A 23,902-nucleotide genomic window follows, 5' to 3' on the forward strand; every position below is an offset into this window, starting at 1 on the left:
ACCTCGATGAACAGGAGCGTTGGTTCGGAACACCAGCGTTTCACTTCACTGTCCCTCGTTCCGCGACTTGCGCTCGGGCCTATTGGTTCGGGCGCTTTTTTCTCTGGCAGGGCCCGCCGATGAGTTACGTTGACAGTCTGCTTCGCCGCATCCTGACCGAAACCAAGGTGATCGCCTGCGTTGGCGTGTCCATGAACGAGGTGCGCCCGAGCTACTACGTGGCCCGCTATCTTTCGCTCAAGGGATACCGGGTGATTCCGGTCAACCCGGGCCACGCGGGCAAGGTGCTGTTCGGCGAAACCATCATGCCCGACCTCAGCTCGATTGATGCGCCTGTCGATATGGTTGATATCTTTCGCCGCTCCGAGCACGTGCCGCCCATCGTGGAAGAGGCCTTGGCGGCCTTCCCTGATCTGAAAACCGTCTGGATGCAGATTGGCGTTGAAAATGCCGAAGCTGCCGCGATGGCCGAGGCACGGGGTGTGACAGTGATTCAGAACCTCTGCCCGAAGATGGAGTATCAGCGGCTCTTTGGCGAGTTGCGCATGGGCGGGTTCAACACCGGGGTGATTTCTTCGAAACTCTAGACCTTTCCGCCGCGCTCAGGCATATCAGGCGAGACCAAAAGGAGCCGAGCCAATGGGTATACTGAACACTCTTCTGCGTGCCGTCACATGGTGGAACGGCTCCACGCTTGGCACTCAGCTGTTTACGTGGCGCAAGGGAACCCGCGTTGGCGAGGATGACGCCGGCAACGTGTTTTACCGCAATGCCGATGACAGCAAGCGCTGGGTGATCTTCAATGGTGAGGTGGAGGCGTCGCGGATCAGCCCCGATTGGCATGGCTGGCTGCACAAGACCTTTAAGGAACCGCCGACAGACCGCCCGCTGCCCCACAAGTCGTGGGAGAAGCCGCACCTCGAGAATATGACCGGCACACCGCTGGCCTATGCGCCATCTGGCTCCATCCGCCGCGCCCAGCCGGCCAAGCGGCAAGATTATGAGGCCTGGAGCCCCGAGTAAGGGCGAAACCGGGCGGCGGCCGGAGGGGCAATGTCGGAAAACACCACCGAAGCGATTGTGGGGGCCTGCGTTTTGGCCGCGGCTGCGGGGTTTCTGTGGTATGCCGCAGGGCTGACGGATGCGGGCGGCCCCTCGGGGGCCAGCTATCCTTTGCAAGCCAGCTTCCGCTCTGCCGAGGGCATTTCGGTAGGCACCGATGTGCGACTCGCGGGGGTGAAGATCGGCTCGGTGCGAGGGCTTGAGCTGAATGCCCAGAGCTTTCGGGCCGAGGCCACCTTCGCAATTTCCGATGGCATCGAACTGCCCGAAGACAGCTCTGCTGCGATCTCGTCGGAAGGGCTGCTCGGCGGGAATTTCATCGAGATCATTCCCGGCGGATCGCCCTTCAACCTCGAAGCTGGCGGCGAAATCCTCGACACCCAAGGCGCGATCAGCCTGATCGGCTTGCTGACCAAGTTTGTTTCAGGATCTGACGAATGAAGATGGCCCTGAAAGCCCTTGGCGCCACGGTGCTTTTTGCCACGTCGGCCTCGGGGCAGGCAGTGCTGGAAGGGCAGGGCGCCGTTCTGCGCGGGTTGGACAAGCTCTCCAGCGTCACCTCTGACTTGGAAGTGGGCAAGGGCGGCACGGTGCGCTATGGGCCGCTTCAGGTAACATTGTCAGATTGTCGCTACCCCGAAGGAACACCGGCGCGGGCCACAGCCTACCTCGTGATCGAGGATGACAGCGCCGAAGCGCCGATTTTTGCCGGCTGGATGCTCGCCGCGGCGCCCGCGCTCAATGCGATGGATCACCAGCGCTATGATATCTGGGTGTTGCGCTGCACCACCGAGTGACCGCTCGGAACCTCGGTCAAGCTCCTGAAATCGCAGTCGAGTTTTCGCGCCCTGGCCAAGCGTTTGCGATAGTCTTCGCGTGATATCTCGATCGCGCCGAGGCTGGCGAGGTGAGGTGTGATGAACTGCGTGTCAAAGAGGGTAAACCCGCAGCGACGCAGGTGATCGACAAGGTAGGCCAGCGCCACTTTGGAGGCGTCCCTGCGACGCGAGAACATGCTCTCTCCGCAAAAGCAGCCCCCCAGCGCCACCCCGTAGACCCCGCCCACCAAGGCCTTACCATCCCACACCTCCAGCGAGTGCGCATGGCCCTCGGCATGGAGCGTGCGGTAGAGCCGGTGGATCTCTGCGTTGATCCATGTGGTCTCCCGGTCTGCGCAGGCATCCATGACGCCGCCAAAATCGGCGTTTGTTGTAATAGTGAAAGCCTCGCGCCGGATCAGCCGCGCGAGGGAGCGTGAAATGTGGAAATTCTCCAAGGGGAAGATGCCCCTCAAGCGCGGTTCGACCCAGTAGATCTCATCTGCCTCGGCATCGTCGGCCATGGGAAACAGGCCCATTCGATAGGCCCGCATCAGAAGATCGGTTGTGAGCGGCTCCACCCGCTAGGCCTCAACCTTGCAGGTTGGTTTCGAGCCAGCCTTCGAGCCAGTGGATATCATAGTTACCGCTCTGCACGTCTGCCTCTTCCAGCAGGGCGCGGAACAGCGGAACGGTGGTATCCACCCCATCCACGATCAGCTCACCCAGTGCCCGGTTGAGCCGCGCCAGCGCCTCGGGGCGATCCCGGCCATGGACGATCAGCTTGCCGATCAGGCTGTCGTAATACGGCGGGATCGAATAGCCGTCATAGAGCGCCGAATCCATCCGCACGCCCAGCCCGCCGGGCGAGTGAAACTGCGTGATCCGACCGGGGCAGGGGGAGAAGTTTGGCAACTTCTCCGCGTTGATCCGCACCTCGATGGCATGGCCGTTGAGCTTGAGGTCTTCCTGGCTGAACGACAGCGGAAGCCCGGCGGCGACGCGGATCTGCTCGCGCACGAGATCCTGACCGAAGACCAGCTCTGTCACCGGATGCTCAACCTGAAGACGGGTGTTCATCTCAATGAAGAAAAACTCGCCGTCCTCATAAAGAAACTCGATGGTCCCGGCACCGGCATAGTTAATCGACGCTACGGCTTCTGCGCAGGTCTTGCCGATTTTTGCCCGAAGTTCCGGGGTGATGGCGGGGCCGGGGGCCTCTTCAAACACCTTCTGGTGCCGCCGCTGCAAAGAGCAGTCGCGCTCACCGAGGTGCACCGCACCGCCCTTGCCATCGCCAAAGACCTGCACCTCGATATGCCGGGGCTTGCCGAGATATTTCTCGATATAAACCTCGTCATTGCCGAAGGCGCTCTTGCCTTCTGAACGTGCGGTGCGGAAGGCGTTTTCAAGCTCTTTGGCGGACTTCGCCAGTTTCATGCCGCGCCCGCCGCCGCCCGCGGTGGCCTTGATGATGACCGGATAGCCGATCTCTTCGGCCACCTTCTGCGCGGTCTCGTAATCGGGCACGCCGCCATCGGAGCCGGGCACGCAGGGCACGCCGAGCTTTTTCATCGTGTCCTTGGCGGTGATCTTGTCACCCATCACCCGGATATGCTCGGCGGTGGGGCCGATGAAGGTGAGGCCGTGGTCTTCGACGATCTGCACGAAGTTGGCGTTTTCCGACAGGAAGCCATAGCCGGGGTGAATCGCGTTGGCGCCGGAAATTTCACAGGCCGAGATGATCGCCGGAAAGCTCAGGTAGCTTTGGGCCGAGGAGGGCGGGCCGATGCAGATTGCCTCATCGGCCATGCGCACATGCATGGCGTCGCTGTCGGCGGTGGAGTGCACGGCAACCGAGGGGATGCCCATTTCGCGGCAGGCACGCACCACACGCAGGGCGATTTCGCCGCGGTTTGCGATGAGGATCTTATCGAACATTGCCAGCGCCTTACTCGACGATCATCAGGGGGGCACCAAACTCAACCGGCGCACCGTCTTCGACGAGGATGCGCTTGACCGTGCCGCCACGGGGGCTTGGGATCTGGTTCATTGTCTTCATCGCCTCGACGATGAGGAGCGTCTGGCCTTCTTCAACCTTGTCGCCAACCTTGACGAAGGCGGGCGAGCCGGGCTCGGCCTGAAGGTAGGCGGTGCCCACCATCGGCGAGGTCACCGCGCCGGGGGCCTGTGCCGGATCGTCGGCCTCACCTGCCGCAGCAGCGGCGGGCGCCGGGGCCGCAGCGGGCGCGGGTGCGGCAACCGCGGGAGCGGCGGAGGGGGCGACTTGCACCACCTGCTGCTCCATCTTGCGGCTTACCCGCACATTCAGGCTGTCGTCCTGCCCGTAATCCCGCTTTACCTGAAGCTCGGTCAGATCATTGGATCGCAACAATTCTGCCAGCGCCTGAATAAAGGCGACGTCTGCATCGTGGGTCTTACTCATGCCGTCCTCTTTCTCGCCTGCCCCGGTTCGTGCCGGGCACAAATTATGGGCAGCGTTATACGCCCAATGCCACGTAAGTGAAAGCGCAAGCGCTTTGAACCCCCTGAATGTCACAAGTAAGAAATTTACCGTTTGATAAAAAATTTACCCTGTGCCAGCCTTCTCTCAACCGATCATTGCAGCAGGGAAGCCACGATGACCGATATACGCTATGCCTCGGGAGTGCGGCCGGGGCGACTTTCGGGTGAAGAAATCGCGCAAAACTTCACAGATATGCACCCGCCGCTAGGGGCGCATGAGGCTGCCGTTGCAGCGGATCGTTGCTACTTTTGCTATGATGCGCCCTGCGTAACGGCCTGCCCCACAACGATTGATATTCCGTTGTTCATCCGCCAGATCCAGGGCGGCAAGCCCGGAGACGCGGGGCGCACGATCTTCGATCAGAACATTCTGGGCGGTATGTGTGCCCGCGTCTGCCCCACGGAGACGCTGTGCGAAGAGGCCTGCGTGCGCAACACGGCGGAGGAAGACCCGGTGGAGATCGGGCGGCTGCAACGCTATGCGACCGACAAGGTGATGGCGGGCAACACACACCCTTACACCCGCGCCGCGCCCACGGGTAAGCGGGTGGCCGTGGTTGGGGCAGGGCCTGCCGGACTGGCTTGCGCACACCGGCTCGCAATGCATGGCCATGAGGTCACCCTCTATGACGCTCGCAAAAAGCCGGGTGGGCTCAACGAATACGGTATTGCCGCCTACAAGACGGTTGATGACTTTGCCGCCCGTGAGGCGGATTGGCTGCTGGGGATCGGCGGCATCAAGCTAGAAACCGGCGTGAAGCTGGGCGAGGCCTTCACCATCCGCGAGCTTCAGGAAGATTTTGACGCCGTGTTCATCGGTGTCGGCCTTGGCGGGGTGAACCGCCCGGGGCTGCCCGGCGAGACGCTCGACAACGTGGAGGACGCGGTGGATTTCATCGCGCGTCTGCGGCAGGCAGATGATGCCACAGCCCTGCCCGTCGGGCGCAAGGTGGTGGTTGTCGGTGGCGGGATGACGGCTGTGGATGCCGCGGTGCAGGCCAAGATGCTGGGGGCCGAGAGCGTTTCGATGGTGTATCGGCGCGGGCGCGATGCGATGGGGGCCAGCGTGATGGAGCAGGACCACGCGGCCAAGCACGGGGTGACGATTGTCACCAATGCCAGTCCTGCTTCGATCACCGGAGAGGGCGCGGTGGAGGCGATCACCTTTGAGCGCACCGAAACGGGGCCCGATGGCAAGCTGGCGAGCACCGGCGAAGCGTTGGTGCTGGAGGCCGATCAGGTGCTTCTGGCCATCGGGCAGCGGCTCGATATTGCTTCGCCCCGGATCGAGATCGAGAGCGGCAAGATCAAGGTCACCGGGCCGGGCCGCACCAATCTGGAGCGGGTCTGGGCGGGCGGCGATTGCACCGCCGGAGAAGACCTGACGGTGGTGGCCGTGGCCGAGGGCCGTGATGCCGCAGAAGATATGCACAAGATGCTGACGGAGGGCTGAGACATGGCTGACCTGACGACCGATTTTCTGGGTATCAAAAGCCCCAACCCCTTCTGGCTCGCCTCCGCGCCGCCGACCGACAAGGAATACAACGTGCGCCGCGCCTTCGAGGCCGGATGGGGCGGGGTTGTCTGGAAGACGCTGGGGGAGGAAGGCCCGCCGGTGGTGAATGTGAACGGGCCGCGTTACGGCGCGATCTACGGCGCCGACCGGCGGCTGTTGGGCCTCAACAACATCGAGCTCATCACCGATCGCGACCTTTACACCAACCTCGAAGAGATCAAGCGGGTGAAGGCCGATTACCCGGACCGCGCGGTGATTGTCTCCATCATGGTGCCCTGCGAGGAGGAGAGCTGGAAGGCGATCCTGCCGCTGGTTGAAGAGACCGGGGCCGACGGTATCGAGCTGAACTTCGGCTGCCCGCATGGGATGAGCGAGCGCGGCATGGGCTCGGCGGTGGGGCAGGTGCCGGAATACATTCAGATGGTCGCGGAGTGGTGCAAAAAGTACTACTCCAAGCCCGTGATCGTGAAGCTGACGCCCAACATCACTGATATCCGCAAGCCGGCGACGGCGGCCAAGCTGGGCGGCGCTGATGCCGTAAGCCTCATCAACACGATCAATTCCATCACCTCGGTCGATCTTGATCAGATGTGCCCCCAGCCGACGATTGACGGCAAGGGCAGCCACGGCGGCTACTGTGGCCCGGCGGTGAAGCCGATTGCGCTGTCGATGGTCAGCGAGATCGCCCGCAACCCCGAAACCCAAGGCCTGCCGATCAGCGGCATTGGCGGGGTCACCACCTGGCGCGATGCGGCCGAGTTCATGGCGCTGGGCTGTGGCAACGTGCAGGTGTGCACTGCTGCGATGACCTATGGCTTCAAGGTGGTGCAGGAGATGTGCTCGGGCCTGTCATCCTGGATGGACGAAAAGGGCTTTGCCTCCACCGCCGATTTCATCGGCATGGCGGTGCCCAATGTCACCGATTGGCAGCACCTCAACCTCAACTACGTCACCAAGGCGCGCATCAGCCAGGACGACTGCATCAAATGCGGGCGCTGCTATGCCGCCTGCGAGGATACCTCGCACCAAGCGATCAGCATGAGCGCGGACCGGACTTTTGAGGTGATCGACGAAGAATGCGTGGCCTGTAATCTTTGCGTCAACGTCTGCCCGGTGGAAGATTGCATCACAATGGAGCAACTGCCCAAGGGCGCGACCGACCCACGTACCGGACGGACGGTTGGAGACTACGCCAACTGGACGACCCATCCGAACAACCCCGGCGCCGTGAAGGCCGCAGAGTAGCTGTCAATCGCGCCGGGCCTATTGATCCGCTCGCGCCGCGCTATTACCTAAGCCGCAGGGCTGCACCACTTTATTTCCGGTCGCGGCCCATTTCCTGACGGGCAGATTTTTCCTGCCCGACGTTTTTTGATAATCAGATCATTGGAGATCGAACAGATGACCGTAAAGAACTCTGTCACCAACGTCCTCGTTACCGTTACCTCCGAAGGTGTTACACGCGCGCTCGGCAGTGGCGTCCGGGGCGGCGTAGCCGGCCTTGTTGTGCAGCCCGCCGTCTGGATTGCCACCGGCTCTGGCCCGGATGCGGGGGATACCGTCATCTACGGCGCTGGCGTTGCCGGTGTTGTGGCCGGGGCCATCCTGGCCGTGCCCGCCATGGTCACCGGCGTGGTCAAGGCCGCCGTTGATGACCACACGGCGACGCTGGTGGACGAGGTGCGCAAGGAAGAGCCGGAGAAGTATCGTCAGGCGATCCTTGGCACGGACGACTATAGCTACTGGGCCTCCAACAACCACATCACCGCGATGACCATCGCCGCCGCCGGCGGGGTGGCGTGGAAGGCGAAGAATGGCGTTTACTGCTTTATCCGCGATGCAAAGGGCCACCTTGTCTGTGACTATCGGCCCAAGTCCTACGAGTCGCTCTACTTCCCGATGCTGCCGCTGAAGAAGGTCGGCAACGGCTTTCAGTGGAGCTATTCCGGCTAGCGGTTTTGGCTACACCGCAAGCAGCTTGCGGAACATCATATCAATATGGCGGGTGGCTTCTTCAAAGGGGTCACCCGCTTCGCTTTCTGGCAGGATTGTGCGGACCTGAACATCGAAGTCGGCGTAATGCTGTGTGAGAGCCCAGATCGAGAAGATCAGGTGATAGGGATGCACCTGCGCCAGTTTGCCCTCCGCGACCCAGCCGGCGATGATCTCGGCCTTCTCATCCACGAGCGGCTTCAACTCGCCTTTCAGCACGGTTTCAAGGTTGGACGCGCCCTGCAAAACCTCATTGGCAAAGAGGCGGCTTTCGCGCGGCATCTCGCGGCTCATCTCCAACTTTCGGCGGGCGTAGGCGAGGATTTCTTCGGTCGGGTTGCCGTGCGGATCGATCGCGCGAAGGGGGGCAAGCCACGTGTCGAGTAGGCCCGCCAAAAGGGTTTGGTGGATCGCCTCCTTGGAGGGGAAGTAGTAGAGCAGATTGGGCTTTGAGAGCCCGGCGGCTGTTGCGATCTGGTCGACCGTGGCGCCGCGAAACCCCTTGGCCGAGAAGACATCGAGCGCGGCTTCGAGGATGGCGATTGTGTTTTTCTGCTGTATCCGCGTGAGCGGCCGCGTGCCGTTTGCTGCCAAATCCGTATCCTCTCTCGCGCCAGTTTTCCGAGCGCTCAAAATGCAGCCGCTTTTGGCAGGCTGCGCCTAAAATCTCATGGGGCCGAAGGGCCGATCAGGCGCATTTTCTTGACCCGTGTTGCGAGAGTGGTAGCGTCTTCCTGACCAATTGGTCAAACAACAACGTCTGGGCGCCGAGCTGAAAGGCCACGCCGTCCGACAGGAAGACCCGAGGAGAGCCCATGGCCGCCCCAGGAGAAAATCTCAGGATCAATGGTGACAGGCTGTGGGACAGCCTGATGGAAATGGCCAAGATCGGCCCCGGCATAGCGGGCGGCAACAACCGCCAGACGCTGACCGATGAGGATGCCGAGGGGCGCGCGCTGTTTCAGAACTGGTGCGAGGCCGCGGGGATGACCATGGGGGTCGACGAGATCGGCAACATGTTCGCCCGCCGGGAGGGCGCCGACCCGGAGGCGCTGCCGGTTTACGTTGGGAGCCACCTCGATACCCAGCCCACGGGCGGCAAGTATGACGGCGTGCTGGGCGTGCTTGGCGGGCTCGAAATTATCCGCTCGCTCAACGACATGGATATCAAGACCAAGCACCCCATCGTGGTGGTCAATTGGACAAACGAGGAGGGCACCCGCTTTGCCCCGGCGATGCTGGCCTCGGGCGTTTTTGCCGGCAAGCATGACCTTGAATGGGCCAATGACCGGGTGGATGCCAAAGGATTGCGTTTTGGCGACGAGTTGGAGCGGATTGGCTGGAAGGGTGAAGAGAAGGTGGGCGACCGCAAGATGCACGCGCTCTTCGAGCTGCACATCGAGCAGGGGCCGATCCTTGAAGCCGAGGGTAAGGATATTGGCGTTGTGACCCATGGGCAGGGGCTGCGCTGGATCGAATGCACGGTGACGGGCAAGGAGAGCCACACTGGCTCCACCCCGATGCACATGCGCAAGAACGCTGGGCGCGGGTTGGCGCTGATCACCGAGCTTGTGCATGAAATCGCGATGAAAAATCAGCCCAACGCTGTGGGCGCGATCGGGCATATCGACATCTACCCCAACTCGCGCAACATCATCCCGGGCAAGGCGGTGTTCACCGTCGATATGCGCACCCATCTGCTCGACAAGCTGAACGCCATGGTCGGCGAGTTGATGGAGAAGGCGCCCAAGCTCTGCGAGGAGATCGGGGTGGAATTCTCTGCCGAGATCGTCGGCCAGTTTGACCCGCCCGCCTTTGACGAGGGCTGCGTGAATGCGGTGCGCAATGCGGCGGAGCGGCTGGGATATTCTCACATGGATATCGTGTCCGGCGCCGGGCATGACGCTTGCTGGATCAATGATCTCTACCCAACGGCGATGGTCATGTGCCCCTGCGTGGACGGCCTCAGCCACAATGAGGCGGAGGAGATCAGCAAGGAATGGGCCACCGCCGGGGCGGATGTGCTGTTTCATGCGGTGGTCGATACGGCGGGGATCGTGGAATGAGGAAGGCGCTGATATTACTGCCGTTTCTCGCGGCCTGCCAACCGACGCCAAGCGCTGTGCCTGCGGGCTACGCGGTGGCGGATGGGCCAATTCCGGAAGAGGTGATGGCGGCGGTGCCTGCAGATGTGCGGCTTGATCAGATCGTGGTGCGGGATGCGTGCTATTACATCTTCTACGAGGGCGCGATCTATCCGGTCACGACGCAAGACATGCGCGACGCGGGCTTTGATAGGCAGCCCTATTGCATCGGCTAGGAGGACGCGATGACACTCACGGCGGGACTGACGGCCCTTGGCATCTTCATCATCGGCGGCGGCGAAACGGCCTATTGGGATTGGCAGCTCACCCACCCCTATGATCTTGATATCAATGTCAAAGTCCTCGCGCTCGACAAGGATGACCACGACCGCGAAACGGTGATGGCCCTGCGTGAGCGCGGCGTGAAGCCGGTGTGCTACGTTTCGATCGGAAGCTGGGAAGAATACCGCGACGACAAGGACAGCTTTCCCCAAGACACGCTGGGCAAGCCGCTCGGGAACTGGCCGGATGAGCGCTATGTCGATATTCGGCAGCCCGCTGTCGGGCAGATCATGAAGGCGCGGATCGAGGATTGTGCGGCGCGGGGGTTCATGGCTGTCGAGATGGACAACATGGATGTCTACGACAATGACTCCGGCTTCGAGCTGACGCGCGAGGATGCGCTTGGTTACATCCGCGACCTGGCCATGTTTGCCAGTGAACAAGGGCTGGAAGTTGCGCAGAAGAACGCGCCAGAGCTGGTGCCTGATCTGGTTGGGCAGATGGATTTCATCATGGTCGAGGAGTGCTTTGCCTACGACTTCTGTGATGAGCTGAAGCCCTACACCGACGCCGGAAAGGACGTTCTGGCGGTTGAATATGACGATGCCGGTTTGGATTGGGATGCGGTTTGTGAAGAGAGCAAGACGCTGGGGATCAAGCTGCTCTTGAAGAGCCACGAAATTACAGCAGGCGGGAAGTCCTGCAATTAAAACGGGGAGTTAGACCATGAGCACAGTTATCAAGGGCGGCACGGTTGTGACCGCCGACCTGAGCTATGAGGCCGATGTTCTGGTCGAAGGCGGGCAGATTGTGGAGATCGGGAAAGACCTCAAGGGCGACGAGGTGCTGGACGCTGCGGGCTGCTATGTGATGCCGGGCGGGATTGATCCACATACGCACCTCGAGATGCCCTTCATGGGCACCTATTCCAGCGATGATTTTGAAAGCGGCACCCGTGCGGCGCTGGCGGGGGGCACCACGATGGTGGTGGATTTTGCCCTGCCGAACCCGGGCGAGAGCCTGCTGGATGCGCTGAAGCGGTGGGACAACAAGAGCACCCGCGCGAACTGTGATTTTTCCTTCCACATGGCGGTGACATGGTGGGGGGAACAGGTGTTCAACGAGATGGAGACGGTTGTAAGAGACCGTGGAATCAACACCTTCAAGCACTTCATGGCCTATAAGGGCGCGCTGATGGTGAACGATGACGAGATGTATTCATCGTTCCAGCGGCTGGCCGAACTGGGGGCCACGGCGATGGTCCATGCCGAGAACGGCGATGTGGTGGCCGAGCTGACAGCCAAGCTGCTGGCCGAGGGCAACACCGGGCCGGAAGGCCATGCCTACTCACGCCCCTCTCAGGTGGAGGGCGAGGCGACCAACCGGGCGATCATGATTGCCGATATGGCGGGCGTGCCGCTCTACGTGGTGCATACCTCTTGTGAGGAGGCGCATGAGGCGATCCGCCGGGCCAAGCAGAACGGCAAACGCGTTTGGGGCGAGCCGCTGATCCAGCATCTGACGCTGGATGAGAGCGAGTATTTCAACGCCGATTGGGACCATGCCGCGCGGCGGGTGATGTCTCCTCCCTTCCGCAACAAGAAGCACCAAGACAGCCTATGGGCGGGCCTGCAAAGTGGCTCGCTCTCGGTCGTGGCGACCGATCACTGTGCCTTCACCACGGAGCAGAAACGCTACGGGGTGGGTGACTTCTCGAAAATCCCGAATGGCACCGGGGGCCTAGAGGACCGGATGCCGATGCTCTGGACCCACGGCGTGGAAACCGGGCGGCTGACGCCGAACGAGTTTGTGGCCGTTACATCAACCAACATCGCCAAGATCCTGAATTGCTACCCGAAAAAGGGTGCGATCCTTGTTGGCGCCGATGCCGACATCGTGGTGTGGGATCCGAAAAAGGAAAAGACGATTACTGCGGGTTCTCAACAATCCTCCATTGATTACAACGTGTTCGAAGGCCAGCACGTGAAGGGCTTGCCCCGGTTTACCCTGACGCGCGGCCATGTGGCGGTGCATGACGGCGAGATCCGCACCAAGGAAGGCCACGGGCAGTTTGTAGCACGAGAGCCTAACGCAACCGTTAACAAGGCGCTTTCGACCTGGAAGGCCCTCACGGCGCCGCGCCCGGTGGAACGTTCCGGCATTCCGGCGACGGGGGTTTGATGCAGGTCGAAGCCGCTGGAAAGCCGGAAGAAAACGACATGAGCGAAACGGTCATCCGCGCCGAAAATCTTGACCTGACCTTCAAGACGAATGACGGGCCGGTGCATGCGCTGAAGGGCGTTTCGCTCGATATCGGCAAGGGCGAGTTCGTCAGCTTTATCGGGCCCTCGGGCTGCGGGAAGACAACCTTTCTGCGTTGTATCGCGGCGCTGGAGACGCCAACGGGCGGCAGCCTGAGCGTGAACGGGATGACCCCCGAGCAGGCTCGCAAATCAAGGGCTTACGGCTATGTCTTTCAGGCCGCCGGGCTCTATCCGTGGCGGACCATCGCGGGCAACATCAAGCTGCCGCTGGAGATCATGGGGTTTGATAAGGCCGAGCAGGAGGAGCGCGTGAGAAACGTGCTGCAACTGGTTGATCTGGAAGGGTTTGGCGGCAAATACCCGTGGCAGCTTTCGGGCGGGATGCAACAGCGGGCCTCGATTGCGCGGGCATTGGCCTTTGATGCCGAGATCCTGCTGATGGATGAACCCTTTGGCGCGCTTGACGAGATTGTCCGCGACCATCTGAACGAGCAATTGCTGGCGCTTTGGGCCCGGACGGGCAAGACGATTGGCTTTGTTACCCATTCCATACCCGAAGCGGTCTATCTCTCAACCAAGATTGTCGTCATGTCGCCGCGCCCGGGGCGGATCTCGGACGTTATCGACAGCCCGCTTCCGGCTGAAAGGCCGTTGGATATCAGGGACTCGCGGGAGTTTATTGAAGTGGCGCACAGGGTGCGTGAGGGGCTGAGAGCGGGGCATTCGGATGAGGATTAACCCTAAAATGCAAAGGGGGCACAACCCATGCACACCCCATGCACAACCCATAGGCATGCGTAGAGCGCATGGCTTGGTAAATTAATGCACCGCGCGCTCCCCGTCCTTGCGGTGCTCGCCGTGCTCACCGCCGTCTGGTACCTCGGCGCATGGCGGATGAACACGCCCTGGGCACTGGCGCAGGCCGAGCGGGCCGGGCAGGAACTTTCTGCCGGCGAGCTCTTTACTGCGACGATGAACCAGGACCGGCCCCGGCTTCCGGCGCCGCATCAGGTGGCCACCGAGCTGTGGAAGACCACGGGCGACATGGCGCTGCGGGGCAAGGCCCTTTCCAAGCGTTCGCTCATCTACCACGGTGCGATCACCCTTGGCTCCACGCTCACCGGCTTTGCACTGGGGGTGGCGCTGGGCATTCTCGGCGCGGTGGCGATCACTTACAGCCGGGTGGCGGAGATGAGCCTGATGCCTTGGGCCATCGTCAGCCAGACCATCCCGATTGTGGCGCTGGCCCCGATGATCGTTGTCCTTTCCAACGCGGTGGGGATCGAGGGGCGGGGGGTGCCCAAGGCGATTATCTCGGCCTACCTGTGCTACTTTCCGGTGATGGTGGGCATGGTGAAGGGGTTGAACTCGCCCTCGCATCAACAGCTCGACCTGCTCAAAACCTACAACGCCAGCGGCGCGGAGAGCTTCTTCAAGCTGCGGCTGCCGGCCTCGATGCCGTATTTCTTTACCTCGATGAAGGTGGCTATCGCTGCTGCATTGGTGGGCACCATCATCGGCGAATTGCCGACCGGGGCGATCAGCGGGCTGGGTGCACGCATCTTGATTGGTGACCAGTTCGGCACGCCGCTGGCGATCTGGGCGGCGCTCTTTGCCGCCGCGATCCTTGCGGGCGTGCTGGTGACGGTGATCGGCGGGGTGCAGGCCGTGGTGCTGAAGCGGATGGGGATGGCGCGATGATGGCGGTGGGCGCAGCTCTGGCCTTCTGGCTGGCGACATGGGCGTTGAACGTGGCTCTGGCCCGCTCGCGCTGGCGCAAGGCCCGCGCGGTGCGGATCGCCGTGCCGGTGATCTTTGGCCTCGCGGTGCTGGTGTTGTGGCAAGGGCTGGTGCGGGGGCTGGAGGTGAGCCCGGTGATCCTGCCCGCCCCAACCGACATTGCCGTGACCTTCGCAAATTCGACCGAGACGCTCTGGGAAGACTTTGTGCAAACAGTGCTGAAGGGTGCGCTTTCGGGCTACCTGATCGGCTGCGGGGTGGCCTTTGTGACCGCCATCCTGATCGACCGGAGCGCCTTTTTGACAGCCGGGCTGCTGCCCATCGGCAATTTCGTTGCCGCCCTGCCGATTGTGGGGATCGCGCCCATTCTCGTCAGCTGGTTTGGCTTTGACTGGCATTCCAAGGCCGCGGTGGTGGTGGCGATGGTGTTCTTTCCGGTGCTGGTGAACGTGGTGCAGGGGCTGAAGGAGACCGAGGCCATGCAGCGCGACCTGATGCGCACCTATGCGGCGAGCTATTGGCAGACGATGCTGAGACTGCGGCTGCCCGCCGCCATGCCTTTTGTGTTCAACGGGCTGAAGATTGCCACCACGCTGGCGTTGATCGGGGCGATTGTGGCCGAGTATTTCGGCTCGCCGGTGAAGGGCATGGGCTTTCGCATCTCCACTGGCGTGGGGCGGCTGGCGATTGATCTGGTCTGGGCCGAGATCGCCGTGGCCGCGCTTGTGGGAACAGCCTTTTATGGCATCGTGGCGATGATCGAGAAGTTCGTCACTTTCTGGCATCCGAGCCAGAGGGTTGGCTGATTGGGAGGAAAACCGCGCCGGGGAGCGCATAACGAAGACCAACAAGGAGAGTGAAGATGAAGAAGTTTGTATTGGGCGCCGGGCTGGCGCTGGCGGCGGGGGCCGCGCAGGCCGCGGATGACGTTACGCTGCAACTCAAGTGGGTTACCCAGGCGCAATTCGCGGGCTACTACGTGGCGCAGGAGAAGGGCTTTTATGAAGAGGAAGACCTGAACGTCACCATCAAGCCCGGCGGGCCGGATATTGCGCCCGAGCAGGTGATTGCGGGCGGCGGCGCCGATGTGATCGTAACGTGGATGGCCGCGGGCCTTGCGGCGCGTGAGCGCGGCGTGCCGCTGGTGAACATCGCCCAGCCTTTCAAGAGCGGTGGCTTGCAGCTGACCTGCCTGAAGGAAACGGGAATCTCCAGCCCCGAGGACTTTGCCGGCAAGACGCTTGGCGTTTGGTTCTTCGGCAATGAGTATCCGTTCTATGCGTGGATGGCCAAGCTGGGCCTGCCGACCGAGGGCGGCGAAGATGGTGTGGAAGTGCTGAAGCAGGCCTTCAACGTGGATCCGCTGTTGCAAAAGCAGGCCGATTGCATCTCGGTGATGACCTACAACGAATACGGCCAGGTGCTGGATGCGGGCATTTCCGAAGATGAGCTGGTGACCTTCAACTACCTTGAGCAAGGCGTCGGCATGATGGAAGACGGCCTTTACGTGATGGAAGAAAACCTGAGCGACGATGCCTTCAAGGAGAAGATGGTGCGCTTTGTGCGGGCCTCGATGAAGGGCTGGAAATACGCTGAGGAAAACCCGGACGAAGCCGCGGAGATCGTGGTGGACAACGACGAGACCGGCGCGCAGACGCTTGATCATCAGAAATACATGATGAGCGAAGTGGCCAAGCTGACGGCGGGCTCGAACGGCGCGCTCGCCCCTGCCGATTATGAGCAGACGGTGGCCACGCTGCTTTCGGCGGTGTCGGAAGACAACCCGGCGATCACCAAGGAGCCGGAAGGCATGGCCTATACGCTGGAGATCACCGACGAGGCGCTGCAGTAAGCTGGCCCGAGTGGTGGGCAGATTGCCCACCCTACAAGACTTGGCCCGCCGGGGAGACCGGGCGGGCCTTTTGCGTGGTCAGATGGTTTCGAGGTCGATGTCTTTCTTCATCTGCCGCTTGTTGTACCAGGCTTGGTAGTACTGCATCAGCCCGGTTTCGACCGCTTGCCTCTGCTTCTTGTCGCTCTCCCAGCCGGACCATCGCAGGTAAATGCGGCTGTCATTGGTCGGTTTGGCGAGATGTGAGATTTTGCCCCAAGGCTCTGTGAGCGCATCCGGCCCGAGGCTGTCTTTGATGCGGTGCCAATGGATCCAGAGCGCGCCGGAGTGGTCTTCTTTGCTTTTGGTCGGGTCAGCCGGAAGGTAGCTGCGCAGGCGTGCGCGCAACCCGCCAGTACGCTCGGTTTCGCCGATGTAGAGCACGCGGCCGATCTGCAGCGGGCCGGGATCGAGGTTGAAGGCGTAGAAACCTTCGAAGGTCGGGATCTTCTTGGGGTCTGCGATAAGTTCGGAGAGCCGGTAGGGGGCGCTCCATTGGATTTTTTGCAGCCAGTCAGGGGCGGACATAGGCGTTCCTTGCGATTGAATCAGGTTTTAGGTGCTCAAATGCAGGACGAGCCTATCAGGAGGCCGGGGCCGGGCAAAGTGAATGTAGCGTAACAGCGGCCCACGCCGCCCCTGTGGGGGGCGTTGGCGGCTGGGTGGGGGCAGGCCGGGCGCGGGAGCGTCAGGCCTGATGGTCCAGCTGGCTGGCGGCGCTGCCGGTGTCGTTCAGCGCGGTGATATCCGCCGCAAAGCTGGTGGCAGGCGTCTGCGCCGATGGTGACGCGGCTGCGCCCGGGGCGCTTGCGCTTTCAACCTGCGCGGCGGAGGCTTCGGCGGCGCGTGCGGCCTCTTCGGCCTTTTCGGCCTGAGCAGCGGCGGCACGCGCGGTTTCGGCCTGGCCTTCAGCCTCGGTGGCCTCCTGCGCCTTTTCCAGCGCCTCCTCCTGCAGCCGGAGGATCTCTGCCGTCATCGCGGTGGGGATGCGGGCATATTCCTTTAGCGGCGGGGGTGGGCGGCGCTCCCCATCCGGGCCAAGGGCCTCTTCGCGCGCGGTGTCGAGCCCCGGCTTTGCGGCGGCTTCGGCCTGTTCGGGTGGCCGGATATCGGTTGATTGTGCAGACACCGTATTTTGCCGGTGCCGTGCCGCCAGCACCTGCGCCGGGAGGGCGAGGGACTGCGACGATTGACCCTGTGTATCGAGCCTCACCATAGTCATTGTTTTCAAGCTCCTGCGTTAACGGACCCCATATCTGACACGATATATTCATAGGGGTGGGCAAGACGTTAACGCCGCCAGCAAAAGTGACGGGATGGTTAATGCACTATGCGCCGGTGCTTAACATGTGACACAAAAGAAGCCGGCTCGCCCCCCTGTCAAGCCAGAGGAGCGGTGGGAACCCGGCGAAACTTTGCAATTTGTTAACGAATGCCCTATTTAAACACCTTAAGGAAAAAGAAGACTATCGGCAGGTTCACGATGATCAGACACGTCCGTCTCGCTTGGGACGAATTTTTGCGCCCTATGCTGCAGCGCCCGCCGCGTTTGCAGGTTGCGGCGCTGTGCTATCGTCGGACCGAGGGCGAGAAAGAGGTTTTGCTCGTCACCAGCCGGGGCACGGGCCGCTGGATCATCCCCAAGGGCTGGCCGATGCGCGGCAAGGACTCTGCCGGGGCGGCGCTTCAGGAAGCCTGGGAAGAGGCCGGGGTGCGCAGCCGGAAGGTGTCCAAGAAGGCGATTGGCAGCTACACCTACGAAAAGACCCATGATGACGGCTGGGGCGTGCCGGTGGAAACGCTGGTTTACCCCGTTGCGGTGGAAGAGCTCGCGGCTGACTTCCCCGAGGCCAGCGAACGCAAGCGCATGTGGGTGAGCCCCGATGAGGCAGCAAACATGGTGCGCGAACCGGAGTTGCAGGAGATTTTGCGCGCCCTTTAAAGCGCTTGTCTGGTTGACAGTGCGCGCGCCTGCGGGGAACTTCACCCCTCACTGCAACTGGGGGAGAGGGGCCGCTTGTGTCTGAATCCGACTATGACGCCAGCCATCTGGACACGTTGGACCGTGACCTAGGCCGCATCTCCAACCTCGAGCTTGCCACGGGCTATGTGGCGCGGCCGATGGTGGGCTATGGCATCGCCTTTGTCTTCGTGGTGCTCGCGGGCCTCGTGGCCGCGCTCATTTTCGGACAGACCACCAGCAGTTTCATCGTGATCATCGCCGCCGTCTTTGGCGCTTACATGGCGTTGAACATCGGTGCCAACGATGTGGCCAACAACATGGGCCCGGCGGTGGGGGCGAATGCGCTGACCATGGGCGGGGCGATTGCCATTGCCGCCGTGTTCGAGAGCGCGGGTGCGCTGATTGCGGGCGGCGATGTGGTGAGCACCATTGCCAAGGGGATCATCGCGCCGCAGAGCATGGGCTCTGCCAACACCTTCGTCTGGGCGATGATGGCGGCGCTGCTCTCTTCCGCGCTCTGGGTGAACCTTGCCACATGGGTCGGCGCGCCGGTTTCGACCACCCACAGCGTTGTGGGCGGGGTGATGGGCGCGGGCATTGCCGCTGCGGGCTTTGCCGCTGTAAGCTGGGGCACCATGGGCGCGATTGCCGCGAGCTGGGTGATTTCGCCGGTTCTGGGCGGCATCATCGCGGCGGGCTTCCTGTGGTTCATCAAATCCAACATCATCTACGTCGATGACAAGATCACCGCCGCGCGGCGGTGGGTGCCGGTGCTGGTGGGCATCATGGGCGGGGCCTTTGCCAGCTATATCGCGCTGAAGGGCATCAAGAAGCTGGTGAAGATCGACATGCTGACCGCGCTGGGCGCGGGCGTTGCCGTGGCGGTGCTGATCTGGCTGGTGATGATCCCGGTGATCCGCCGCCAATCGGAAGGGCTGGAAAACCGCAACCGATCGCTGAAGGTGCTCTTTGGCATTCCACTCATCGTCTCTGCGGCGCTGCTCAGCTTTGCCCACGGGGCCAATGACGTGGCCAATGCGGTGGGCCCGCTGGCGGCGATTGTGCAGGCGCTGGGCACCGGGGATTTCACCCATGCGGTGGCCATTCCCTATTGGGTGATGGTGATCGGCGCGCTGGGCATCAGCTTTGGCCTCTTCCTCTTTGGCCCCAAGCTGATCCGGATGGTGGGCAGCCAGATCACCAAGCTGAACCCGATGCGGGCCTATTGCGTGGCGCTCTCGGCGGCCATCACGGTGATCGTGGCCAGCTGGCTGGGGCTGCCGGTGTCGTCGACCCATATCGCGGTGGGCGGGGTCTTTGGCGTGGGGTTCTTCCGCGAGTGGGATTATGACCGCCGGATGCGGCGAGCCCGGGGCAGCCTGCCCGCGCGGCCCGAGCACGGCGCCGAGGAGCGGCGGCGACGCAAGCTGGTGCGGCGGAGCCATTTCATGACCATCGTGGCCGCATGGATCATCACCGTGCCAGCCGCCGCGCTGCTGTCGGCGGTGCTGTTCTGGGGCATGGTCACGCTGGCAGGCTAGTTTCGGCACTTGGACCTCGCTCAGGGTTGCGCAAGCCCTTCGCTGCGATAGTTTGGGGCTTCTGTCACTGGTTTCAGGGGGGCCAATGCCGCGCTACCGTCCGTCTTTCGATTCCGGGGAATACCGCTGCAGGGGAGCGCACTTTCGCCTCGATACCGAGCGCGGTCCGCTGCTCTATACCTATATCCGGAAGAATGCCTCGACGGCCTTCAAGATGCACCTTTCGAGTGATCCGCCCTTCCTGGTTCGGCTCCGGCGGAGGTTTGTTGCGAAGGACTACTACCGGCTGGCCGATATGAAGCACCGGCGGATTGCCCCCTCTGACAATCGCGAGGGGTTTGCCGGTGGTCTCTTTGTCTACCGCGATCCGATGGAGCGCATCGTATCGTTCTACCTCAACAAGTTCGTCCAGCCCTTGGTGCGGGGCTATCGGCCCGGCAGCGAGGGGCTGATCCGGGGGAAGCGCGCCGCCGATGCCCGGTTTTCCGACCTGTTGACTTACCTGGAAGCCCCCTTCGACGCGCTCGACGTGCATTGCATTCCGCAGAAAGCGCATTTGCTTGAGATGGACTACACCCATCCGGTGCGGATCGACCGGCTCGAACAGGTCATGGCGGAGCTGATCGGTCCGTCCGCCGCCGCAGCCGGTTTCGGCAAGAAGTGGAATGCCTCGGGCCGTGCGGGTGAAACAGTGGAAGACGACCTGTCAGACAGGACGGCGGAAGAGCTGGCAGCCGGCGGGTTAAAGTTGCGACCGGCAAACTTCTTGGGGCCGGATGCGCGGGCTTTTCTGGCGGAGAGATACGCCCACGACATGGCGATGGTGGCTGAAATCGAGGGCACAGAGGCGCGCACCCCGTCCTCGACGACTGCTTGACCGCACAGGTCCGGGGTTTCGCCGCACGGTCCACTCTGGCATTGGCTCGACAGAAAGACGCGGCATGAGTTCGCGCTGCAAAGAAAGGATTGGTCATGACGCTCAAGGTCTATCTCTCGGGTGAGATCCACACCGATTGGCGCGAGGAGATCATCGAGGGCTGCAAGGGGCTTGATGTGGCCTTCAGCGCGCCGGTGACCGACCACGCGGCGAGCGACGATTGCGGTGTGGCCATTCTGGGCGCAGAGCCGGACAAGTTCTGGCACGACCACAAGGGTGCGAAGCTGAACGCGATCCGCACGCGGCGAGGCATCGAGCAGGCCGATGTGGTGGTGGTGCGCTTTGGCGAGAAATACAAGCAGTGGAACGCGGCCTTTGACGCCGGGATGGCCGCCGCCCTGGGCAAGTCGCTGATCGTGTTGCACGGGGCGGAGCATCAGCATGCCTTGAAAGAGGTGGATGCGGCGGCGCTGGCGGTGGCGGAGCGGCCTGAGCAGGTGGCTCAGATGCTGCGCTATGTGCTTGAGGGGCGGCTGCCGGGGTAGGGAGCGCGGTGGGCAGACTACCCATCCTACGCGGTTGCGAAACCACATTTAAAGCAACCATCACTGCTTGGATAAGCAGCCTTATGGGGGATAGCTAATTACATGAAGATACAATTGGGGTCACTGGCAGGAAACGGTAAGTTACATCTCATCGCCCTCGTGCTTTTGGTTGTTTTATCCTTTGGCAGCCTGGGGCTCCTTGTAGGGCCTAGCCTAACGGCCGGGATTTGGAATCCTAGAAGCGGTGATAACAAACATTGCGGATCAGCTGGACCTATTAGCGTTACTGTTTGGAATTGGACACCAAGAAGAGTTGCGCGAATTACCTTCGATATTGAAGTCTGGTTCAATGGTCATTCTAGAAACCTATTGGAAAAGAAAGGATATTGGACCTTTGATCAGGTAGTGCCGCCGTATTCAGTTAGAACTTTGTGCTACACAGACTTACTATTCACGACCATGCGTCCCAATACAATAAACCAATCTTCTGAGAAATTCTCAGACAACATTGATTGGGGAGAAGTGATACGAAGTTCAAATACATTCCTTGAGCGACTGTCCGCCTTCTCATCAGATGCAACAGTTTCAGTGCAGATAATATCTGTAAACTACAGGTAGTTTGAGCGAGCACGCAAAGGCAAAAATTGAAGACAGGTCGGAGAAAATTTCATTGAGAAAAAGGCCGGGCGCTGAGGGCCCGGCCTTTCGATTGGTGGGTTTCACCCACCCTACAGCCCGTTCGACCGTTATTTATTGGCGCGGTTCTCGATGAGGTCGTCGACCACCGAGGGGTCGGCGAGGGTGGAGGTGTCGCCCAGCGCGCCGTAGTCGTTCTCGGCGATCTTGCGCAGGATGCGGCGCATGATCTTGCCGGAGCGGGTTTTCGGCAGGCCGGGGGCCCATTGGATCACGTCGGGAGAGGCGATGGGGCCGATTTCGGTGCGGACCCAGGTGCGCAGTTCCTTCTTGAGCTCCTCGGAAGGCTCCTCGCCGTTCATCAAGGTGACGTAGCAGTAGATGCCCTGACCCTTGATCTCATGCGGGTAGCCCACAACGGCGGCCTCGGCGACCTTGGCGTGGGCCACCAGTGCGCTCTCGACCTCGGCGGTGCCCATCCGGTGACCGGAGACGTTGATGACGTCATCCACCCGCCCGGTGATCCAGTAGTCGCCATCCTCGTCGCGGCGGCAGCCGTCGCCGGAGAAGTAGTAGCCCTTGTAGTCGGAAAAGTAGGTTTTCTCGAAGCGCTCATGGTCGCCCCAGACGGTGCGCATCTGGCCGGGCCAGCTGTCCTTGATCGCCAGTACGCCCTCGGTAGGGGTCTCTTCGATCACCTCGCCGGTGGTGGGTTCGAGCACCACGGGTTGCACCCCGAAGAAGGGCTTCATCGCCGCGCCCGGTTTGGTGGCGTGGGCACCGGGCAGGGGGGTCATCATGTGGCCGCCGGTCTCGGTCTGCCACCATGTGTCGACGATCGGGGTTTTGCCGCCGCCGACCACGTTGTGATACCAGTTCCACGCCTCGGGGTTGATCGGCTCGCCGACGGTGCCGAGCACCTTGAGCGAGGAGAGGTCGGCGCCCTTCACGTAGTCGTCGCCCTGGCCCATCAGCGCGCGCAGGGCGGTGGGGGCGGTGTAGAACTGGGCGACCTTGTGCTTTTCGACCACCTGCCAGAAGCGCGAGGCGTTGGGGTAGGTCGGCACGCCTTCAAACATCAGCGTGGTCGCGCCATTCGCCAGCGGGCCGTATACGATATATGTGTGGCCGGTGACCCAGCCGACATCGGCGGTGCACCAATACACATCGCCCTCGTGGTAGTCGAAGCTCACTTCGTGGGTCAGGGCAGCGTAGGTGAGGTAGCCGCCGGTGGTGTGGACCACGCCCTTGGGTTTGCCGGTGCTCCCCGAGGTGTAGAGGATGAAGAGCGGATCCTCGGCGTTCATCGGGCGGGGCGGGCACTCGGGGGCGGCGGTTTCCATCAGCGCCTTCACGTCCACGTCGCGATCTTCGATCCATGTGGTCTGGTCGCCGGTGTGCTTGACGACGAGGCAGCGGACCTTGTCGGAGCAGTGCAGCAGGGCCGCATCGGTGTTGCTCTTCAGCGCGGTCACCCGGCCACCGCGGGGGGCGGTGTCGGCGGTGATGACGCATTTGGCGCCGCTGTCGTTGATCCGGTTGGCCAGCGCGTCGGGCGAGAAGCCGGCAAAGACGATGGAGTGGATCGCGCCGATGCGGGCACAGGCCAGCATGGCATAGGCGGCCTCGGGGATCATCGGCAGGTAGATCACCACGCGGTCGCCGCGCATGACGCCCTGCGAGAGCAGCACGTTGGCCATGCGGCAGACCTTTTCGTGCAGCTCGCGGTAGGTGATGTGCTGCGCGGGCGTCTCGGAATCGTCGGGCTCGAAGATGATCGCCGTCTGGTCGGCGCGCTTTTCAAGGTGGCGGTCGATGCAGTTGGCGGCGACGTTGAGCACGCCATCCTCATACCACTTGATCGACACGTCATCGGACTTGAAGGAGGTGTTCTTGATGGTTTCGGGGAAGGTGAACCAATCGAGGCGCTTGGCCTGATCGCGCCAGAAGCCCTCCGGGTCATTCACCGATGCGGCGTACATCTCTTCATACTTGGCGGCATCGACATTGGCATTGGCCGCAAACTCGGCGCTGGGCGGATAGGTTTTGGCTTCGGTCATCATGTCCTCCTCTGGACCGGGGCATCTGCTGCGCCGCGCGGTCCGGTCTTCCTCTGTGCAAAGTGGTAGGGGCGGCCCCGGAGAAGGGCCAGCCCCCGAAAGGTC

26 protein-coding genes are annotated in these 23,902 nt (G+C 62.1%); 19 read left to right on the forward strand and 7 right to left on the reverse strand.

Translation table 11 applies throughout. The annotated features are described in order from the left end of the window. Positions 1-119: 119 nt before the first annotated feature. The 4 genes from ACXAG6_RS09195 to ACXAG6_RS09210 are packed head-to-tail and all read left to right on the forward strand — an operon-like array spanning position 120 to position 1,859. Positions 120-587 carry a CoA-binding protein gene (locus ACXAG6_RS09195; RefSeq protein WP_475337136.1) on the forward strand — a complete coding sequence of 156 codons (468 nt, stop codon included), beginning with the start codon at positions 120-122 and terminating at the stop codon, positions 585-587. Positions 588-639: 52 nt separating this feature from the next. Next, a complete protein-coding gene (locus tag ACXAG6_RS09200) occupies positions 640-1,023 on the forward strand; it encodes an NADH:ubiquinone oxidoreductase subunit NDUFA12 (RefSeq protein ID WP_475337138.1) in 384 nt (127 codons plus the stop codon). Positions 1,024-1,053: 30 nt separating this feature from the next. Then, positions 1,054-1,503, forward strand: coding sequence for an outer membrane lipid asymmetry maintenance protein MlaD (mlaD, locus tag ACXAG6_RS09205; RefSeq protein ID WP_140013618.1), 450 nt, complete (start codon positions 1,054-1,056; stop codon positions 1,501-1,503). After that, a complete protein-coding gene (locus ACXAG6_RS09210; RefSeq protein ID WP_475337139.1) occupies positions 1,500-1,859 on the forward strand; it encodes a DUF2155 domain-containing protein in 360 nt (119 codons plus the stop codon). The genes mlaD and ACXAG6_RS09210 overlap by 4 nt, the downstream gene beginning before the upstream one ends. Here ACXAG6_RS09210 and aat read toward each other — a convergent pair. Genes aat through accB form a run of 3 tightly spaced genes read right to left on the reverse strand, consistent with a single transcriptional unit; the run spans position 1,823 to position 4,326 of the window. After that, the gene (aat, locus tag ACXAG6_RS09215; protein ID WP_475337946.1) at positions 1,823-2,434 is read right to left on the reverse strand and encodes a leucyl/phenylalanyl-tRNA--protein transferase; all 612 of its coding nucleotides are present in this window, start codon (positions 2,432-2,434) and stop codon (positions 1,823-1,825) included. The genes ACXAG6_RS09210 and aat overlap by 37 nt on opposite strands. A 37-nt stretch (positions 2,435-2,471) precedes the next feature. Further along, positions 2,472-3,821: an acetyl-CoA carboxylase biotin carboxylase subunit gene (gene accC, locus ACXAG6_RS09220; protein WP_475337141.1), complete on the reverse strand. Its 1,350-nt coding sequence runs from the start codon at positions 3,819-3,821 to the stop codon at positions 2,472-2,474. 10 nt (positions 3,822-3,831) lie between these two features. Next, complete coding sequence (gene accB, locus ACXAG6_RS09225; RefSeq protein ID WP_475337142.1) at positions 3,832-4,326, reverse strand: acetyl-CoA carboxylase biotin carboxyl carrier protein; 495 nt, start codon at positions 4,324-4,326, stop codon at positions 3,832-3,834. A 195-nt stretch (positions 4,327-4,521) separates the two neighbouring features. Here accB and ACXAG6_RS09230 point away from each other — a divergent pair, with 195 nt between their 5' ends. The 3 genes from ACXAG6_RS09230 (at position 4,522) to ACXAG6_RS09240 (ending at position 7,875) form a co-directional block, all read left to right on the forward strand. Further along, on the forward strand, positions 4,522-5,859 hold the full coding sequence (locus ACXAG6_RS09230; protein WP_475337143.1) for an NAD(P)-dependent oxidoreductase: 1,338 nt from the start codon (positions 4,522-4,524) through the stop codon (positions 5,857-5,859). Between the two features lie 3 nt (positions 5,860-5,862). Then, complete coding sequence (gene preA, locus ACXAG6_RS09235; RefSeq protein ID WP_475337144.1) at positions 5,863-7,167, forward strand: NAD-dependent dihydropyrimidine dehydrogenase subunit PreA; 1,305 nt, start codon at positions 5,863-5,865, stop codon at positions 7,165-7,167. 156 nt (positions 7,168-7,323) lie between these two features. Continuing rightward, a complete protein-coding gene (locus ACXAG6_RS09240) occupies positions 7,324-7,875 on the forward strand; it encodes a hypothetical protein (protein ID WP_475337146.1) in 552 nt (183 codons plus the stop codon). A gap of 9 nt (positions 7,876-7,884) precedes the next feature. On the opposite strand, the gene ACXAG6_RS09245 is transcribed toward ACXAG6_RS09240, so the two are convergent. Then, positions 7,885-8,508, reverse strand: coding sequence for a TetR family transcriptional regulator C-terminal domain-containing protein (locus tag ACXAG6_RS09245; protein ID WP_475337147.1), 624 nt, complete (start codon positions 8,506-8,508; stop codon positions 7,885-7,887). A 221-nt stretch (positions 8,509-8,729) separates the two neighbouring features. Here ACXAG6_RS09245 and ACXAG6_RS09250 point away from each other — a divergent pair, with 221 nt between their 5' ends. The 8 genes from ACXAG6_RS09250 (at position 8,730) to ACXAG6_RS09285 (ending at position 16,136) form a co-directional block, all read left to right on the forward strand. Then, complete coding sequence (locus ACXAG6_RS09250) at positions 8,730-9,980, forward strand: Zn-dependent hydrolase (RefSeq protein WP_475337148.1); 1,251 nt, start codon at positions 8,730-8,732, stop codon at positions 9,978-9,980. Next, entirely contained in the window at positions 9,977-10,234 is a 258-nt protein-coding gene (locus ACXAG6_RS09255; protein WP_475337149.1) for a hypothetical protein, read from the forward strand. Before ACXAG6_RS09250 ends, ACXAG6_RS09255 begins: the two co-directional genes overlap by 4 nt. A 9-nt stretch (positions 10,235-10,243) precedes the next feature. Then, complete coding sequence (locus ACXAG6_RS09260) at positions 10,244-10,990, forward strand: endo alpha-1,4 polygalactosaminidase (RefSeq protein ID WP_475337151.1); 747 nt, start codon at positions 10,244-10,246, stop codon at positions 10,988-10,990. Between the two features lie 16 nt (positions 10,991-11,006). Beyond that, the gene (gene hydA / locus ACXAG6_RS09265; protein WP_475337152.1) at positions 11,007-12,461 is read left to right on the forward strand and encodes a dihydropyrimidinase; all 1,455 of its coding nucleotides are present in this window, start codon (positions 11,007-11,009) and stop codon (positions 12,459-12,461) included. Continuing rightward, the gene (locus ACXAG6_RS09270; protein WP_475337153.1) at positions 12,461-13,282 is read left to right on the forward strand and encodes an ABC transporter ATP-binding protein; all 822 of its coding nucleotides are present in this window, start codon (positions 12,461-12,463) and stop codon (positions 13,280-13,282) included. The genes hydA and ACXAG6_RS09270 overlap by 1 nt, the downstream gene beginning before the upstream one ends. A gap of 84 nt (positions 13,283-13,366) precedes the next feature. After that, a complete protein-coding gene (locus ACXAG6_RS09275) occupies positions 13,367-14,245 on the forward strand; it encodes an ABC transporter permease (RefSeq protein ID WP_140013631.1) in 879 nt (292 codons plus the stop codon). After that, positions 14,242-15,090: an ABC transporter permease gene (locus ACXAG6_RS09280; protein WP_475337154.1), complete on the forward strand. Its 849-nt coding sequence runs from the start codon at positions 14,242-14,244 to the stop codon at positions 15,088-15,090. The genes ACXAG6_RS09275 and ACXAG6_RS09280 overlap by 4 nt, the downstream gene beginning before the upstream one ends. A 56-nt stretch (positions 15,091-15,146) precedes the next feature. Beyond that, on the forward strand, positions 15,147-16,136 hold the full coding sequence (locus ACXAG6_RS09285) for an ABC transporter substrate-binding protein (protein ID WP_140013633.1): 990 nt from the start codon (positions 15,147-15,149) through the stop codon (positions 16,134-16,136). 78 nt (positions 16,137-16,214) lie between these two features. Here ACXAG6_RS09285 and ACXAG6_RS09290 read toward each other — a convergent pair whose 3' ends face one another. Continuing rightward, positions 16,215-16,703: a hypothetical protein gene (locus ACXAG6_RS09290; protein ID WP_475337156.1), complete on the reverse strand. Its 489-nt coding sequence runs from the start codon at positions 16,701-16,703 to the stop codon at positions 16,215-16,217. 160 nt (positions 16,704-16,863) lie between these two features. Next, complete coding sequence (locus tag ACXAG6_RS09295; protein WP_475337157.1) at positions 16,864-17,397, reverse strand: hypothetical protein; 534 nt, start codon at positions 17,395-17,397, stop codon at positions 16,864-16,866. 306 nt (positions 17,398-17,703) lie between these two features. Between ACXAG6_RS09295 and ACXAG6_RS09300 the strand changes: the two genes are divergently transcribed. The 4 genes from ACXAG6_RS09300 to ACXAG6_RS09315 all read left to right on the forward strand — a co-directional run bounded on the left by ACXAG6_RS09300 (position 17,704) and on the right by ACXAG6_RS09315 (position 21,101). Then, the gene (locus ACXAG6_RS09300; protein ID WP_475337159.1) at positions 17,704-18,117 is read left to right on the forward strand and encodes an NUDIX hydrolase; all 414 of its coding nucleotides are present in this window, start codon (positions 17,704-17,706) and stop codon (positions 18,115-18,117) included. Between the two features lie 77 nt (positions 18,118-18,194). Then, positions 18,195-19,679, forward strand: a complete 1,485-nt coding sequence (locus ACXAG6_RS09305) for an inorganic phosphate transporter (RefSeq protein ID WP_475337160.1) — start codon at positions 18,195-18,197, stop codon at positions 19,677-19,679. An 85-nt stretch (positions 19,680-19,764) separates the two neighbouring features. Next, a complete protein-coding gene (locus tag ACXAG6_RS09310; protein WP_475337161.1) occupies positions 19,765-20,556 on the forward strand; it encodes a sulfotransferase family 2 domain-containing protein in 792 nt (263 codons plus the stop codon). 95 nt (positions 20,557-20,651) lie between these two features. Further along, on the forward strand, positions 20,652-21,101 hold the full coding sequence (locus ACXAG6_RS09315; protein WP_475337162.1) for a YtoQ family protein: 450 nt from the start codon (positions 20,652-20,654) through the stop codon (positions 21,099-21,101). A 746-nt stretch (positions 21,102-21,847) separates the two neighbouring features. Here ACXAG6_RS09315 and acs read toward each other — a convergent pair. Further along, positions 21,848-23,797: an acetate--CoA ligase gene (acs, locus tag ACXAG6_RS09320; RefSeq protein WP_475337164.1), complete on the reverse strand. Its 1,950-nt coding sequence runs from the start codon at positions 23,795-23,797 to the stop codon at positions 21,848-21,850. Between the last annotated feature and the right edge of the window lie 105 nt (positions 23,798-23,902).

It is taken from the genome of Vannielia sp. ABF1_015, from assembly GCF_056160745.1.

Bases quoted from the DNA above. Each gene is read 5' to 3' on its own strand.
- ACXAG6_RS09195 (WP_475337136.1), top strand. From the start codon at position 120: ATGAGTTACGTTGACAGTCTGCTTCGCCGCATCCTGACCGAAACCAAG.
- ACXAG6_RS09200 (WP_475337138.1), top strand. From the start codon at position 640: ATGGGTATACTGAACACTCTTCTGCGTGCCGTCACATGGTGGAACGGC.
- mlaD (WP_140013618.1), top strand. From the start codon at position 1,054: ATGTCGGAAAACACCACCGAAGCGATTGTGGGGGCCTGCGTTTTGGCC.
- ACXAG6_RS09210 (WP_475337139.1), top strand. From the start codon at position 1,500: ATGAAGATGGCCCTGAAAGCCCTTGGCGCCACGGTGCTTTTTGCCACG.
- aat (WP_475337946.1), bottom strand. From the start codon at position 2,434: ATGCGGGCCTATCGAATGGGCCTGTTTCCCATGGCCGACGATGCCGAG.
- accC (WP_475337141.1), bottom strand. From the start codon at position 3,821: ATGTTCGATAAGATCCTCATCGCAAACCGCGGCGAAATCGCCCTGCGT.
- accB (WP_475337142.1), bottom strand. From the start codon at position 4,326: ATGAGTAAGACCCACGATGCAGACGTCGCCTTTATTCAGGCGCTGGCA.
- ACXAG6_RS09230 (WP_475337143.1), top strand. From the start codon at position 4,522: ATGACCGATATACGCTATGCCTCGGGAGTGCGGCCGGGGCGACTTTCG.
- preA (WP_475337144.1), top strand. From the start codon at position 5,863: ATGGCTGACCTGACGACCGATTTTCTGGGTATCAAAAGCCCCAACCCC.
- ACXAG6_RS09240 (WP_475337146.1), top strand. From the start codon at position 7,324: ATGACCGTAAAGAACTCTGTCACCAACGTCCTCGTTACCGTTACCTCC.
- ACXAG6_RS09250 (WP_475337148.1), top strand. From the start codon at position 8,730: ATGGCCGCCCCAGGAGAAAATCTCAGGATCAATGGTGACAGGCTGTGG.
- ACXAG6_RS09255 (WP_475337149.1), top strand. From the start codon at position 9,977: ATGAGGAAGGCGCTGATATTACTGCCGTTTCTCGCGGCCTGCCAACCG.
- ACXAG6_RS09260 (WP_475337151.1), top strand. From the start codon at position 10,244: ATGACACTCACGGCGGGACTGACGGCCCTTGGCATCTTCATCATCGGC.
- hydA (WP_475337152.1), top strand. From the start codon at position 11,007: ATGAGCACAGTTATCAAGGGCGGCACGGTTGTGACCGCCGACCTGAGC.
- ACXAG6_RS09270 (WP_475337153.1), top strand. From the start codon at position 12,461: ATGCAGGTCGAAGCCGCTGGAAAGCCGGAAGAAAACGACATGAGCGAA.
- ACXAG6_RS09275 (WP_140013631.1), top strand. From the start codon at position 13,367: ATGCACCGCGCGCTCCCCGTCCTTGCGGTGCTCGCCGTGCTCACCGCC.
- ACXAG6_RS09280 (WP_475337154.1), top strand. From the start codon at position 14,242: ATGATGGCGGTGGGCGCAGCTCTGGCCTTCTGGCTGGCGACATGGGCG.
- ACXAG6_RS09285 (WP_140013633.1), top strand. From the start codon at position 15,147: ATGAAGAAGTTTGTATTGGGCGCCGGGCTGGCGCTGGCGGCGGGGGCC.
- ACXAG6_RS09290 (WP_475337156.1), bottom strand. From the start codon at position 16,703: ATGTCCGCCCCTGACTGGCTGCAAAAAATCCAATGGAGCGCCCCCTAC.
- ACXAG6_RS09295 (WP_475337157.1), bottom strand. From the start codon at position 17,397: ATGACTATGGTGAGGCTCGATACACAGGGTCAATCGTCGCAGTCCCTC.
- ACXAG6_RS09300 (WP_475337159.1), top strand. From the start codon at position 17,704: ATGCTGCAGCGCCCGCCGCGTTTGCAGGTTGCGGCGCTGTGCTATCGT.
- ACXAG6_RS09310 (WP_475337161.1), top strand. From the start codon at position 19,765: ATGCCGCGCTACCGTCCGTCTTTCGATTCCGGGGAATACCGCTGCAGG.
- ACXAG6_RS09315 (WP_475337162.1), top strand. From the start codon at position 20,652: ATGACGCTCAAGGTCTATCTCTCGGGTGAGATCCACACCGATTGGCGC.
- acs (WP_475337164.1), bottom strand. From the start codon at position 23,797: ATGACCGAAGCCAAAACCTATCCGCCCAGCGCCGAGTTTGCGGCCAAT.